Annotated in this window: 12 protein-coding genes; all 12 read left to right on the top strand. The window is 47.0% G+C overall.

What is annotated here, in order from left to right:
* Positions 1 to 56 precede the first annotated feature (56 nt).
* Positions 57 to 1,055, top strand: a complete 999-nt coding sequence (locus ACAN56_RS22340) for a rod shape-determining protein (RefSeq protein WP_038597393.1) — start codon at positions 57 to 59, stop codon at positions 1,053 to 1,055.
* 50 nt (positions 1,056 to 1,105) lie between these two features.
* Positions 1,106 to 1,981, top strand: coding sequence for a flagellar hook-basal body protein (locus ACAN56_RS22345; RefSeq protein WP_038597390.1), 876 nt, complete (start codon positions 1,106 to 1,108; stop codon positions 1,979 to 1,981).
* Positions 1,982 to 1,995: 14 nt separating this feature from the next.
* Positions 1,996 to 2,817 carry a flagellar hook-basal body protein gene (locus ACAN56_RS22350; protein ID WP_038597387.1) on the top strand — a complete coding sequence of 274 codons (822 nt, stop codon included), beginning with the start codon at positions 1,996 to 1,998 and terminating at the stop codon, positions 2,815 to 2,817.
* A gap of 8 nt (positions 2,818 to 2,825) precedes the next feature.
* Positions 2,826 to 3,056, top strand: coding sequence for a DNA-directed RNA polymerase subunit beta (locus ACAN56_RS22355; RefSeq protein ID WP_038597385.1), 231 nt, complete (start codon positions 2,826 to 2,828; stop codon positions 3,054 to 3,056).
* Between the two features lie 293 nt (positions 3,057 to 3,349).
* Entirely contained in the window at positions 3,350 to 3,772 is a 423-nt protein-coding gene (fabZ, locus tag ACAN56_RS22360; protein WP_038597382.1) for a 3-hydroxyacyl-ACP dehydratase FabZ, read from the top strand.
* A 48-nt stretch (positions 3,773 to 3,820) separates the two neighbouring features.
* Positions 3,821 to 5,539: a phospho-sugar mutase gene (locus tag ACAN56_RS22365; protein WP_379145782.1), complete on the top strand. Its 1,719-nt coding sequence runs from the start codon at positions 3,821 to 3,823 to the stop codon at positions 5,537 to 5,539.
* A 161-nt stretch (positions 5,540 to 5,700) separates the two neighbouring features.
* Positions 5,701 to 7,737, top strand: a complete 2,037-nt coding sequence (locus ACAN56_RS22370; RefSeq protein ID WP_038597378.1) for a DUF5693 family protein — start codon at positions 5,701 to 5,703, stop codon at positions 7,735 to 7,737.
* Entirely contained in the window at positions 7,713 to 8,846 is a 1,134-nt protein-coding gene (gene csaB, locus ACAN56_RS22375) for a polysaccharide pyruvyl transferase CsaB (RefSeq protein WP_379145794.1), read from the top strand. The genes ACAN56_RS22370 and csaB overlap by 25 nt, the downstream gene beginning before the upstream one ends.
* A complete protein-coding gene (locus ACAN56_RS22380) occupies positions 8,847 to 9,611 on the top strand; it encodes a WecB/TagA/CpsF family glycosyltransferase (protein WP_379145783.1) in 765 nt (254 codons plus the stop codon).
* A 113-nt stretch (positions 9,612 to 9,724) separates the two neighbouring features.
* Positions 9,725 to 10,852, top strand: coding sequence for a glycosyltransferase family 4 protein (locus ACAN56_RS22385; RefSeq protein WP_038597370.1), 1,128 nt, complete (start codon positions 9,725 to 9,727; stop codon positions 10,850 to 10,852).
* Between the two features lie 213 nt (positions 10,853 to 11,065).
* Positions 11,066 to 14,971, top strand: coding sequence for an S-layer homology domain-containing protein (locus ACAN56_RS22390; RefSeq protein ID WP_379145784.1), 3,906 nt, complete (start codon positions 11,066 to 11,068; stop codon positions 14,969 to 14,971).
* A 255-nt stretch (positions 14,972 to 15,226) separates the two neighbouring features.
* A complete protein-coding gene (locus tag ACAN56_RS22395; protein ID WP_038597365.1) occupies positions 15,227 to 15,568 on the top strand; it encodes a hypothetical protein in 342 nt (113 codons plus the stop codon).
* Positions 15,569 to 15,814: the final 246 nt, after the last annotated feature.

A 15,814-nucleotide genomic window follows, 5' to 3' on the forward strand; every position in this document is an offset into this window, starting at 1 on the left:
ATTTGGTACTCACTAACTAATCTCATTTAAAATAACACTTTGGGGGCTCTTTCATTATGCTTAGCAAGGATATCGGAATCGATCTCGGTACGGCCAATGTGCTCATTCATGTTAAAGGGAGGGGAGTCGTTCTGGATGAACCCTCCGTGGTCACACTTGAAAGTGATACGAAGAAAGTCCTTGCGGTAGGTGAACAGGCGCGTCGCATGGTAGGACGGACACCTGGAAACATTACAACCATTCGTCCTCTTAGGGATGGCGTTATTGCTGATTTTGCCGTTACGGAAATGATGTTGAAATATTTCATCGACCGCGTTGGCGGCCGTACCTGGTACGCTAAGCCCCGCATTTTGATCTGTGCCCCCACGAATATTACATCAGTTGAACAGAAATCGATCCGTGAAGCGGCGGAACGCAGCGGGGCCAAGGATGTTTATATGGAAGAAGAACCCAAGGCCGCGGCAATTGGAGCGGGTATGGATATTTATCAACCAAGCGGAAATATGGTCGTCGATATCGGCGGCGGAACGACGGATGTAGCTGTCCTGTCCATGGGCGACGTCGTTACCGCCTCCTCCATCAAAATTGCAGGGGACAAGTTCGACGATGCCATTTTAAAATATATTAAACAGAAATATAAACTGCTCATCGGTGAGCGCACGGCTGAGGATATTAAAGTGACCATCGGAACAGTCCGGCCGGGCGGCATGCAGGCGGAAATGGATATTCGCGGCCGGGATATGGTCAGCGGACTTCCACAAACACTGACCATTAACTCCGGTGAGGTTAAAGAAGCATTATGGGATCCGGTTTCCTCTATTGTCGCTGCGGCAAAATCAGTGCTCGAGCGTACACCGCCGGAGCTGTCGGCCGACATTATTGACCGCGGGGTTGTACTGACCGGCGGCGGCGCACTGCTTAACGGGCTGGACGAGCTGCTCTCGGAGCAGCTGCATGTTCCTGTCTGGGTAGCTGAAGATCCGATGCACTGTGTGGTCAAGGGAACGGGGATTATGTTGGATCATTTGGACAAGGTCGTTAAGAAAAAGTTCTAAGCTGCCGATAATAAAGGATAATAGCAGATTCAGGAAGGGGAATTGCCCTCATGATTAGAGGATTATATACGGCCGCTGCCGGGATGGTCACGCAGCAGCGCAGACATGATACGGCGACGCAAAACATTGCCAATCTGAATACAACGGGGTACAAGCAGGTCGATAGTGTCAGCCATGCCTTTCCCGATGTATTGATTTCAGCCATGAGTGGCGGCACCACGAAGCCGGTAGGCCGCCTCAACACAGGGGTTTTTGCAGAACAATCTGTTTCCCAATATTTGCAGGGCGATCTGATTGAAAGCGGAAAGTCGATTGACTTTGCCTTGTCTACTGACTTACAGGTCGCGGACCCTGCTACCGGAGACAACATAGCTTTTGACGGGTCGGGCAAATATGTAACTCCTGAAGGCGAGGTTATCTACCGGCCGCAGGCATTTTTTACCGTTCAAGATAACGAAGGCAATAATTTATATACACGCAACGGAAGCTTCAGCGTTAGCGCGACCGGACAGGTGCTCAGCGCCGGAGGATTTAATGTTCTGGATGCTAACGGCAACCCGCTGGTCTTGACAGGCCCGCAGGATAATCTTAAAGTGGACGGGCAGGGCAATCTGATCAATACGGCTACAGGGCTTCCTTCCGGAACCAAAATTGGTGTCAGTGTAATCACGAGACCGCAGGAACTAGTGCGCGACGGTAACGGTGTCTTCCATGCCGATGATATTGAGGCTGCGGAAATCCGCTATGCTAACGCAGGAGATAACCTGCAGGTGCGCCAGGGATATTTGGAGAATTCCAATGTGGACCCTACCCAGGTAACCGTGGATATGAATGCTGCATACCGGGCGTATGAGGCGAACCAGAAGGTCATTCAATTCTACGACACCAGTCTGCAGAAGACCGTCAATGAAGTCGGTAGAGTATAGAGGGGGATTAATCCATGAACAATTCGGCAATCAGCGCTTCTGTCTCAATGTCCAGCCTTCAGCAGCGTCTGGATATTATCGCGGATAACTTTGCTAATATGAGTACCAATGGCTATAAGAGCAAAGAAGGTTCGTTTGAGGACGTTCTGACCCGTGTTCAGCAGCAGTCCAAAGACTACGATCAGCCCGGCCGCAGCATGCCGCTTGGCTTCAATATCGGCTTTGGGGTCCGTGTGCCTGGGGTTAAGACCAACTGGGAAGAGGGTCCGCTTCAAGAAACAGGGAATCCGACGGATCTGGCGCTGCAAGGTAACGGGTTATTTGGGGTTCAGGTGAATGGAGCTACCGCTTATACACGGCAAGGGGATTTTCATTTTACACCGGATGTGTCCAACCCCGATAATATGATGTTGGTAGATAATACAGGCAATCCTGTATTGAATACAGACGGCAACCCTTTAACAGTACCTGCGAATGTAAGTGCCGCTATTGATGAGAGCGGCCGGGTGCTCACGAAGACCAGCGAGAATGCGCCGGCCCGGGTAGCGGGTACAATTATGATTGTAGAACCGCTAAGCAAGAGTGCGATGCAGGCAGTCGACGGTAATTTTTACGTGCTTGCTGACGGAGTCACAGCGCAGCAAGCCTTCCTCCAAAGAGCACCGGGTGAAGCCTCAGCAGTAGGAGTGCGTTCCGGATATCTGGAACAGTCCAACGTTGACCTCAGCAAGGAAATAACGGAAATGATGCAGATTCAGCGCACCTATCAGCTTGTCTCACGGGCACTTTCCTCCAGTGACCAGATGCTTGGCCTGGCCAATTCTATGCGTGGGTAGGTGAAGGAATGAGTCGTCAGGACAATAAGAAACCGGAAGAAGATCAACGGCAGCCGGTGAAGAAGCGTGGAGTATCCATATGGGCCATTATCCAGTGGATTATGATTCCCTTGCTGCTTGTAGCTGCGCTTGCGAGTGGTCTTGTGGTCGGTTACGTCGTTCTAGGCAAAAAGGAATTCAGTGATGTGCTTCTGTGGAGTACCTGGAAGCATGTATATGATTTGGTGTTCGCACCTTAAATATGAGGTGTTTTAAAGCTCCCTGGTTGTCTAAGGGAGTTTTCTTTTTTATACTGGAAAATGTATAATGATTGGGGACCAAGGAACGCCAAAAAGGGCCCTCTCCGCCATGCTGCCGCGTGCGGTGGAGAAAGCCCCTTATCTTAACCTCCACTGCTGCAGGTGGTGAAGGATAATTATAGTTTTTACCGAAGCCGCCAATATTTATGCAGACTTTGTAAAAGAATAAAATCAAAGTACTGCCCAGCGGATTGTTTAAACACGCGGTTACATCCGAAAGGAGCTTTGCGACAATGCTGGATATCAATCAAATTCAAGAAATAATACCCCATCGGCCTCCATTTCTGCTGGTGGACAAAATTACAGAAATAGAAATGGGCAAACGGGCTGTCGGCATCAAAAATGTGACGGTAAATGAACCGTTCTTCACCGGTCACTTTCCGGGTTATCCGGTAATGCCCGGCGTTCTGATTACAGAAGCTCTTGCACAGGTAGGCGCCGTAGCTATTCTGGGACTTGAAGCCAACCGGGGCAAAATCGGTTTTCTGGCCGGACTGGACGGTTTCCGTTTCCGTGGCCAGGTAGTACCGGGAGATACGCTAACGCTTGAGGTGGAGATTACCCGGCTTAAAGGCAGCATCGGAAAAGGCCAAGCCACCGCGAAGGTGGAGGGCAAGATTGTAGCCTCTGGCGAAATTATGTTCGCGCTCAGCTAGCACCTGTTATACAATCATATATCATAATATGGATAAGGAGAGATTCATATGACTGAATTAAGCCCGAAAGCGCTAGAAACATTGACACGTTGGCTGCAGGACCCTTCTGTGGATGAGAAAACGAAGGCAGAACTTAACCTTCTTGCGAATGAAAAACAGGAACTGGAAGAACGCTTTTATAGAGATTTGGAGTTCGGCACAGGCGGATTGCGCGGGGTTATCGGCGCAGGCAGCAACCGGATCAACCGATATACAGTAGGCCGGGCCACTCAAGGTTTCGCTAATTATATACTGGAGCAGCATACTGGAGAAGGCAGACCTTCCGTAGTCATCGCGCATGACTCCCGCCGCTTCTCACCCGAATTTACGCTGGAGGCAGCTCTTGTGCTGGCCGGCAACGGTATTGAGGCGCATCTGTTTCCATCCCTGCGTTCGACGCCGCAGCTTTCCTTTACTGTCCGTCATTTGAAGGCGTCAGGTGGCGTTGTTATCACAGCAAGCCATAACCCGCCGGAATACAACGGCTATAAAGTTTATAATGCTGAAGGTGGACAGCTGGTGCCGGACGAGGCGGAGAAAGTCATTTCCTACATATTGGAGGTTGATTCCTTCAATGGTGTAAAGCGGATTTCCCGTGAAGATGCAGAAAGTCAAGGCTTGCTGCATTGGCTGGGAGAGAAAGAAGACGAAGCTTTTACAGATACAGTAGCTGCTGTGAGTGTTGCCCGTGAAGAGATCGCTTCTACTCTTGGCAAAGATTTCAAGATTGTGTACACTCCGCTGCATGGAACGGGCAATTTGCCGGTCCGCAGTGTACTGAAGAAGATCGGCTTTACGCAGGTCCATGTGGTGCCGGAGCAGGAGCAGCCGGATTCTGAGTTCTCGACGGTGAAATCACCGAATCCCGAGGAGCGGGAAGCCTTTACCCTGGCTATAAAACTTGGCGAAGAATTGAATGCCGACCTGCTGATCGGTACCGACCCTGATGCAGACCGGATGGGGGCCGTCGTACGGGACAATGAAGGGAACTTCGTTGTTTTATCTGGTAACCAGTCCGGGGCCCTGATGATCCATTACTACCTGAGCCGTTTGCAGGAACAAGGCAAGCTGCCGAAGAACGGTGCTGTTGTCAAGACCATCGTGACGAGTGAAATGGGCGCAGCGGTTGCCGAGCATTATGGCGCTACTGTATTCAATACGCTGACCGGCTTCAAATATATCGGGGAGAAAATGACCCAGTTCGAACAGTCCGGGGAATACACGTACCTCTTCGGTTACGAAGAGAGTTATGGTTATCTTGCCGGCAATTATGCCCGGGACAAGGATGCCGTTCTGGCTTCCATGCTGATTGCAGAAGCTGGGGCGTATTACAAAGCTCAAGGCAAGACGCTTTATGATGTGCTTCAGGAGCTGTACAGCAAGTTTGGGTTCTTCCTGGAAAGTCTGGAATCACGGACGTTGAAGGGTAAAGACGGTGTAGCCCAGATTCAGGCAATCATGAATGACTGGCGCAGCAATCCCCCGCAGGAAATCGCAGGTGCTTCTGTAAGCGAGGTTCTGGATTACTCTCTGGGGCTGAATGGCCTGCCTAAGGAAAATGTGCTGAAGTATCTGTTATCCGACGGCTCATGGTTCTGCCTGCGGCCTTCCGGTACAGAGCCGAAGATCAAGGTGTACTTTGCGGTTCGCGGTGAATCGCTCCAGAATGCCAAGGATAAGGTTGCTGCACTTACGCAGCAGGTTATGGCCCGCGTTGACGGGAAATAATACGAGATAGCTAACTTCCTGCAGAAACGGATACTGCTCCTAACCGGATGCACATCCGTTTCTGCTTGAGTTTAGAGCGATTTTAATTAATATGTAGCTTGGCAGTGAAGACTGTTTTATAAACGGTACTAGGCTTCAAAGTGAAAGAGGAGGTACTTTTGGTGCAGCAGAAATGGCAACGATGGAATATAGCTTCGCGAAAGTGGTTGTGGATTATCGTAATAATTGGTGTCTTGGCTGCGCTCCCGGTTGTTTATGACCGGCTGCAGACGGAGAAATCATCCAAAACGGTTGAATTTGTATTTGATTACCGCGATCTGGTTGAAGTGGCCAGCTACCGCTCTAATCCGAAGGATTATATTTCCGACCAGCTTGACCGTTTAAAGGATGCCGGCGTTCAGAGCATGGCAATTTATGAAAGTACGCTTGAGGATTACCGTAAGGCCCGCCGTTTGATGTTATGGGGAGCGGCTGATATCGCTAATCTTACCGACACTGTGATTCCGGAGAATGAGAACTATACATATGTCCTCTTTACGAGCGCAGATAATAGTGATGCACTCTCGGCAATGATACGTGAAGCGTTCAGCGGTCTTGACATTGGAACGGAGGACTGGAGTTTCCGCGGACAGCAGGGTCTGATCATCAAGACTCCGATTGAAGATGCTACAATGAAACCGCTACAGCCGGATCCGATGACGCTGGACATGCTGCATGGCAAAGGGTTCAACATTGTCCCCCGTCTAGTGGACTCCTTAAAGTATAACCAGGAAGCAGTACAGAAACTGCTGGACCGCTATGAGGAACTCGGGGTCAAGCGGATTCTTTTCGAAGGCGAGTCGGTCAAGGGATATAATGATGACGCTGACTTGAAGAGTTTAGACGCCTTTGGAAAACTTATGAAGGAACGCGGAATGGGGATTGCTGCAATTGAGAATATTAAGGCCCAGCAAAAAGGTTTTAATAAACTCGCCTATGAGCTCGATTATAACGTCGCACGGTTGTATTCTCTCAGTGAAAAAGATTCCGGCTTGTCACCGGAAATCATTGCTGACCGTTTCGCGCTTGCAACCAAAGACCGTAATATCCGGATGATTTATCTCAATACGATTCCGGCAAGAAACACCGCTAAAGCTCAGGTGACCGACACGTTGGATAACCTCATAACGAGTCTAAGCGATCCCGGGGGTGCTGTAGATAAAATTGAGGATAACGGTTTTACCCTGGGACAAGCTACGGCTTTTGAAGTCGTAGACTCCTCCTATCAGCGTTATTTCAAGCTTGGGGCTGTAATTGGTGCGGTATCCATGGTTGCTTTGCTTGTCTCTTTTTTCATTCCATGGCTCACACTTCCTGCCTGGGTACTGGGATTGCTGGGAAGTGCCGGACTGCTTGTAGTAAAGCCTCAGCTTTTTGAACAGGCGTTGGCACTTGCGGTAGCTATCAGCGCCCCGACTGTGGCGACAGTAATGGCGATCCGCAAAATTAATGAACAGGGGCCGCCGCTTCGAACCAATAAACTAACCTATACGGTCATGAGTCCCAAGCGGCGTTTGGTGCACAGTCTTGTACTTTATGTGAAAACAGCACTGATCTCGCTTAGTGCCGTACCGTTTGTAATTGCACTTCTGAACAACATTACGTACAGCCTTGTGCTCAATCAGTTCCGTGGTGTCAGCCTGCTGCACTTGGCGCCGATTGCCTTGACTGCGCTGTATGTGCTTCTGTACCGTGGTGAATTCACTTTTAGCAAGACAGGCCAGCTGCTGCGTACTCCCATTACACTCATAATGGTTATCGCTGCCGGCGTTCTGGCGATCATGGGCTGGTATTACTTAACCCGGACCGGCAACAGCGGCAGTGTAAGTCCATTGGAGATGACTCTCCGGACCTTCCTGGAGAATACAGTTAATATCCGGCCGCGCAATAAAGAATTCCTGCTGGCACATCCGCTGTTCATTTTAGGTGCTTTCATGGCCTATAAATACCGGAATGCTGCGTTTATTATGATTATTGCGGTTATCGGCCAGCTTTCGATGGTGGATACCTTTGCCCATATCCATTCTCCTGTGTTGATCTCCCTGATCCGCGGATTGCTTGGGCTGGGAATTGGTCTGATTATCGGGCTCATCGCCGTTGGCGTATGGCAGATTGCAGAAGGGTGTTGGAAACGATGGTCGCCGCTGCTCAAAAAATAATCCTCTCCGGCTATTATGGTTTCCGCAACAGCGGGGATGAGGCAGTGCTGCAGTCTATTCTAGATGCGCTGCAGAAGCATTCACAAGCTGCCGGCATAACGGTTGAACCTGTTGTATTATCCATTGATCCGGAGTGGACAACGGCTACTTATGGTGTGAAAGCTGTCCACCGGATGAAGCTGGGTGAGGTACGCCAGGCCATTTACGAGAGTGCAGGTCTCATCAGCGGCGGCGGAAGCCTGCTGCAGGATGTGACGGGCAGCAAGAGTATTCCCTATTACCTGGGGATTATAAAGCTGGCTCAATGGATGAGAAAGCCGACTTTTATTTATGCCCAGGGCATTGGTCCGGTAAACCGGAAGCTGTTCCATCCGTTGATCAAATCCGTTTTCCGCAAATGCAGCTATGTGTCTGTGCGGGATGAGCAATCTCGCCAGCTGCTGCAGTCTATGGGTCTTGGCCGGGAACTTGTTGAGGTTGTTCCTGATCCTGTGATGGGACTCTCTCTTCCCGAGGGTTCCCAACCCCTAGAGGAGATTACCCGCGACACTACATTGAAGACCGTCGGGATATCGGTGCGTTACTGGGAGCAGTCCCGTAAGGAATTGGATGCCATTGCGCAAGGCCTGCTAAAAGCCTGTGGGCAAGTTCCGCTGCATCTGCGCTTCCTGCCTTTCCATCATTCCTCAGATAATGAGGCTTCCCGTTATGTGATGCAGAAACTGGAGGAAGGTATTGCGCGTCAGGGCGGCAGGATCAGCATCTGTGAAGATGCGCTCCATCCCCGGCAGATGTTGCGCGAGGTAGGAGAATGCGATATGCTGATCGGGATGCGGCTGCACAGTCTCATCTATGCTGCCGGAAGGCGTGTGCCGCTGATGGGGATCTCCTATGATCCTAAGATCGATCACTTTCTTGAGCGGATCGACTGTCGGCCCATCGGTTCTACGACTTCGCTGGACGGCGGAGAAGTTGCCGCTGAAGTCCTTCATCTTCTGGAAGCAGGAGATGATTGGAAACGTAAGCGCGAGCCGCTAATTGCTGCTTTAGTAGAAGAAGCCGAGGCTCCTGCCCGGCAAATTGTTGAATATTTCCACCGCAAAGGATGATTGATAGTGAAAGCAGAAAGTCCGGTACCTACAGTTCCAATTTTTGGCATCAGGGTGTCTAAAATCGATATGAAAGCCACAGTCGCTTATTTGACAGAAGCTGTCCGCAACCGTGAACCGCATCAGGTAATTACTGCTAATCCGATCATGGTTATGACCGCGCTGGAGAATCCCGCTTACATGGAGATCATGAAATCGGCGGAACTGGTGGTGCCTGATGGGACAGGCGTCGTGTGGGCTGCGGAATATTGTCGTGAACCCGTAGCGGAGCGTGTGGCCGGATTTGATCTTTTACATGAATTGCTGCGCCAAGGCGAAAGATATACCTGGAAGGTCTATCTGCTGGGCTCTACCCCGGAAGTGATTCACGAGACGTCTTCCCGGTTACAAACTCAGTATCCCGGGATCGTAATCTCGGGATATCATGATGGCTTTTTTGGACCCGACGACGACGAAAAGATTATTTCTGGAATTCTGGAGGCTCAGCCGGATCTGCTCTTTGTTGCCAGAGGCGCTGACAGCCAGGAACCTTGGATCGCCAAGTATAAATCCAGACTGAACATTCCGGTGATGATGGGGGTCGGAGGGAGCTTTGATGTGATCTCGGGCAAGACCAAACGGGCTCCCATAGCCTTCCAGAAACTTAGAGCGGAATGGTTATATCGTCTTCTTAAAGAACCGACACGCTATAAAAGAATGCTTGCGCTGCCGAAATTCGCAGTAAAAGTGATGCGTGAGAAAGATAAAGTAACAAAAGCTCAGTAAAATGCGGATATTCACCGTGAAAATAAGAATAGCAGCCCAAAAACGGAATTGGAATTTGTATTTAGTTCAGCGTATAATTCAATGCGGTAGAGAAATGGGGGTCGACTGATCAAATGTTAATCATATACATCGCCGGATTTATTGTGTGCATGGGACTCGCCTTACTCTTGACGCCGCTGGTGAAGAAATTCGCTATTAAGATTGGCGCTACAGATGTGCCGAATGCCCGTAAAGTGCATACGAAGATTATGCCCCGCCTTGGCGGACTTGGTATTTTTCTGGCGTTTGTGTTGGGCCTGCTTGCCGTATTGCCAATTATTCCTTATGACTTCACTCCGCGGGAGGTAAGCTTCATCAAAGCGCTGCTGTGTGGCGGCGGAATGATTGTTCTGATCGGCGGTTTGGATGACCGGTTCGAACTTTCGGCAAAGGTGAAGCTGCTGGGCCAGATTGCGGCTGCCTGCATAGTAGTCTTCGGTTTTGGTATTACTGTTGATTTCGTAAATATTCCTTTTCATAATACGTATTCTTCGCTGGAAAGCTGGATTGCTATTCCACTGACTATTTTCTGGATTGTGGGTGTCACGAATGCCGTTAACTTGATTGACGGGTTGGACGGGCTTGCTGCCGGGGTATCTGGTATCGCAATTGCCACCATTGCAGTGATGGCCTTCTTGATGGGAAATACAATGGTTGCACTTCTGTGCCTGCTGCTGCTGGGCAGTATCATAGGATTTCTGTTCTTTAATTTTCACCCCGCCAAAATTTTTATGGGTGATACAGGTTCACTGTTCTTAGGTTTTTGCTTGGCTCTGCTTGCACTTCTTGGGTTTAAGCAAATTGCCGTCGTTTCTTTTATTACACCGCTCCTCATTATAGGGGTGCCTTTGTCTGATACATTCTTTGCTATCGTACGCCGCAAGCTGCAGAAGAAACCAATATTCGCACCGGATAAAGGCCACCTGCATCATTGCCTGCGCGAACTGGGGTTCAGCCACCGTCAAACGGTACTGATCATTTATGGAATTGCTACATTTTTCGGTGTATTGGCTGTTATCCAGACCTCTGCCTCACTTTACGAAGCAAACTGGGTTACTTTTGTAGTCATTTGCGTAATGCTGTTCTTCCTGCAAATTGGTGCGGAGATTACCGGTGTCATCAGTAAGACCAAACGTCCTGTGATTGACTTCTTCCTGAGAATGCGAATGAAAGTTAGTCAGGAACGAGGCTCGAAGCTGTAGGATTTGTTTAAGATTTGTATTGCTATTAATATATATTTTTTTGAAAAGCTCATCCTGATGTAGGGTGGGCTTTTTACATTTCAGAGGGGATTATTGAAGGAATTTGTTGAAGCACGAATGATAAGTGTATAGAAAATTCAAGGAATTCCTTCAAATTATCTTCTGTAGGACCGATAAAATAATTAATATCATCAAAAGGGAGAGATTAATGACATGCAGCGCATGAGAAAGCCATTTGTATGGACGCTTCTGTTCGCCTTAATTGTATCTTTAATTCCAACTGGACTTATGAATACTGCAGTGGCTGCAGATACGCTTAAGCCTACCAGTTATTTTACGCCAGATAATACGAAATTGAGAAACACTGTTGATCTGACATTACTGCCTCCAGCAACAAATCAAATCTCAAGAACTAATGTATTGCAAGTAACGGATGCTAATTTAGTAGTCACAGGAACGTTTACAAAGGTTACGAGTTCTACTCTGGGGGCCAATGTACAACGTTTAAACTGGGAGAATGATAAATGGGTAGAGGACACTACACACTTAACACCTGGTGTTGTGCAGTTAGATATTGATAGTCCCGACAATCGCTTTAGCGCAAATCTGACATTGTTTCCAGGCATGAATAAGATTATTCTTACGGGGTCACAGGGAAGCAATGATCGCTCTGAGGCTTTTTATGTACTATTTGATCAGGTTCCTTATGTCGAGAGACTTCAAGTTCTGGGTGGCTCAGAGAAGCTTAATTTGAACGAAGGAGCACAATTGGTCGTAGCCAACAAAGAAATTACACTTGAAGGTAAAGCGTTAAATGCAACAAAGGTTACTGCTGCCATTAATAATGAAAGTGCATCAAACACCTCTTTACTGCAGGATGGAACGTTCTTCTCACAGCGTATGGCGCTTAATCCGGGTGTCAATAATCTGAAATTAGTCGTGCAGAATGGCTCAGATACGTTGAGCTTTGAATATACGCTCTTTTATTATGATGAGAAGAATCCTATAGTTAAAATGTATTTGGTTGATTCGCACAGTCAGGGTCAGGACCTGCTGTACAGTGATCAGCCGGTGATGACTGAAGATTCAGATACTGCAAAATTAATTGTTCAAATGATGGTTCAGGATAATGCGGGAGTCCCTTTCGCGGGTTCGGCAGTAGTGAAAATGGATGGAGCAGTGTCAACGCCTACCTATGGGAGCAGTATAACATTGGACAGTGCTGGTCTTATCGCTTTGAACGCGGGAGATGAGGTCTTGGTACCTTCTCCTATCAAGAATACACCTTCATATCGGCTGGTTTCTTTTGAGATGCCGCTGACCCTAAATAAAGATACGGCAACACCAGCCAACAGATTAGAGACACAAACACATAATCTTTCAGTAGCTTACGGAACCAAAACCATTAACCGTTCCTTTGATTTTCAGTACATGAAGGATAGAATTGTAATCACGGATGTGAAATATCTTCCGGGATATGATGGAACAGGTGATATTCCGCCTGGAGTAGCTCTGAATGGGGCTAAGGTAAATTCCGGTGAATTCTACATCTTAGTTAAAACAAATACTGCAGCTGCAGCTCCTGTGGAACTGCTTGCGAGTTATTTGCCTATTTCCACTAAGGGTTTGACACCAGAGTGGGTTAAATCTGTTTCAAGTACGCAGTACATCTTTAAAATATCGGATTTCCAAAACGGTAACCAAACCGTTCGATTCAACATTAAGGGATCCACGGCGTATAAAGATGTTAATATTTCCTTTGCCTCAAAAAACTATATTTATGTATCCAACCTCACAGATGGGCAGAGTATTGTTATTGATTCTAAAGCCAGTAAGACCCTTAATATTAAAGGCCAGTATATTGATTTCAATTTGAGCAGCCCATATTTCCTGGCTGAGATGTATGTGAATGGAACAAAAATAAGACCAACGGGAGCAACTACTACTTGGCTTAATAGCAATGGTGGATTTGATGTTGATCTACTTATTGATGCCACTATGGGTCCATTAGTGTTTGGAGAGAATAAAATTGTCTTTACAGGCACAGGTACGGATGAAAAGGGGCAAACCCGGGAAGTCCGCAAGGAACTGCGCATTTACATTCTCGATGAGAACGTATCAACCATAAGTAAGTTTCAACCAGCTGTTGGTACTGCAAGAAGTGCGTTTCCTGATCCAACCTTTGGACCAACGGATGAACTGCTGACCAAACTATTTAACTTAACTCCTGATTTTATATATAAAGACAATCAGTATACAACCAGCTTGAAAACTTATGATCTGGTTCTTAGAGGTAGCGGAGCGGTAAAACTTAATTTGAATATAGGAACAAAAAATATCCTGTCACTCGATATTCCTGCCAATGCGAGTACATCGATTACTCCCAGCCCGACTTTTGCAGATAAAACCTATACCACCAGTTTTGCCGGAAGTCAAAAAGACTTTGTAATGCGGATTCAGGATCTTGTGAATGATACGCCAGGAACGTATGTTTACACTCTTGAGCTGATAAACAGTACAGGAGCCAAAACCAGTCAGAAGCTGGAGATTGTTAGAGAAGTAAGTGCGTATCGTATTCTCTCTCCTCAGCCTTCTGTAGGTACTCAATATGTTGTTAATAAAAACTTTGTTCATTTTGATATTGAAGCTGAAGGGGCTACAGATGTCATCATAGACAAAGAAAAAGCAGTCAAACGTACGGATTTGGGGCCAGGGAGATTTGCACTGGACTATGTAGGGTTGAAGGCAGATAAAGCTAACAGCATCAAAATTCAAATTGTTCGCGGTGCTACGACAAGTACAGACACTATTTCAATATTTTATACCGGTACAGTAGCAGTCGATGCACAATACATGTCACCTAAAACAGCAGACAAATACAGTGTGTTTAACAAAGCAGTGGAATTAACCTTCCCTAAAGGAACGGTAATGCAAAGTACGGATACGCGTAATTTGACGAAGTACTATCCTAATAACAAGCTGCGGTTTGGGATTGCAGACCCAGCCACGGGTGTTGTAGAACGGCGTAACGATTATGGGAACGTCATCGGCTTCCCTGAAACTTTTAAAGAGAGTGGCATACCAACTTGGACGATTCCAGATGAATTTACGCTCCGGTTCAATTCTCCTTATGAGAGCAGCAATTTTGGACGCATATCGGAAGTGTATTGGATCAGCGGAGGATTGGGTGAGCTTGGAACCACATCAACGCCAGGGCATATTCCAGCTACGAATGGTTTGGCTCCTTATTCTGTAGATGGATTGTTTGGGGATCCACAGACTCCTGCGGAACGTATCATTACACCGTCTAAGCGGGGGAAATTGACATTAGCCTTTGACCCGAATGTTGTACAAGACGCGGGAACTATTGTTACAGTCTTCAAATACAACAATAAAAGGGAATGGGAGAATATTGGCGGTACTGTAGATACCAATAAGCACACGATCTCCGTTCCTTTTGATGAATTTGGGTATTATAAGGTAATGAAAATGAGCCGAGGCTATAATGACGTCACGAATCATCAATGGGCCAGAAATATTTTGAACGCTCTTTACTCAAAGGGTATTATGAAAAATCTTCGGTTTGAGCAATTTGGAACAGACGATCAAGCGACACGAGGTGAATTCGCGACACTTCTGGTTAAAGGGTTGAATCTTCCACTTAACTATGATGACAACAAGACGTATTCCGATCTGGTGCCTGGAGCAAGTTCAATCACATGGGACTATGCCCATATTGAAACTGCGTCGAGAGCAGGCATAGTGACTGGACTTACCGATGGAGTATTTGCTCCGGATCAGCCAATTACTCGTGAGCAGGCAGCTGTAATGATTGCCAGAGCCCTGAAATTGAAATTGGCAGCTAACGATCAGAAATTAAAGGATTCAGTCGCCAAGTCATTTTTGGATTCCGGTAAAATAGAGTCTTACGCCTTGTCGGCAGTCCAAGCGGTGTCGAAGGCAAAAATTATGAATGGCGCTGAAGTAAGCATAGCTGGTCAAAAGAAGGCTTCTTACAACTTTAATCCTAAGTCTAATATGACCAGAGCTGAGGCTGGAAAGATCGCAGTAGAACTGTTAAAGAAGAGCACCACCATCTTCCCTAAAACGCTGAGCTAGATACATTTTAATTTGTTATGATATTACGGAGGGCTGGTTACTTGCCCTCCGTTTTGTATGCAAATGGAGTTGTTAAGGGTATGCCTTTATAAATCAATTTTCATTGGGTATAATAAGAAACGATCTATATATAGCTCTTCGGAGAAGCTGTGACTTCATGCAGGTTGCATTTCCATTTAGATATCTTTGTAATCTGCTCCCATTTACGTTACAATAATATTGAAAATAATATTTTCTGAAAGGTGAAAGCCATCCATGAAACCGATTTTAGCAAAAGCACAATTGGATTATATGAAAGCAAAGAATATGTTTGAGAATAGAGCGAAAATCCTGGAAAAGGAAATCACAGCAAAAAGAGCGTTACAGGAAATTTCACAGGATCTAATGGAGGAACTTGTACAAGCTACAGGATTCCATGATGCATACAATGATCTTGTTATTGCGGAGAATGCATTAATTGAATGGTCTCATACTACAATTAAGCATGAGAAGAGCTATCGGGAGAACCGCGTAGCGATTGACACAATGTACGAGAATGTCAATTCAAGCCCTGAGAAGCGGCAGGAATTGATTCAGCTATCGATGAAGATCCGTTAGTTATATGCTATAAAGTGAAAGCGCCGGTTACGGCGCTTTTTTGTTTTGGCTGATAAAGAAATTTCTGGGTTTGAAAAAAGGTGATTATGTTTATTAACTTAACAAATATTGTTTAATGACGTTTCGAAAGTTCGTGTGCTATACTGTTTCCCGTAGTCACCCATGATTAGCAATAGTTAGTAGAACTACATATGCTCTTCTATTGGAGCGGCATCGGGATGCCAAAAAAACTTTTTTTGAGTAAGG

Source organism: Paenibacillus paludis (assembly GCF_042610515.1).
Classification (GTDB): domain Bacteria; phylum Bacillota; class Bacilli; order Paenibacillales; family Paenibacillaceae; genus Paenibacillus_AQ.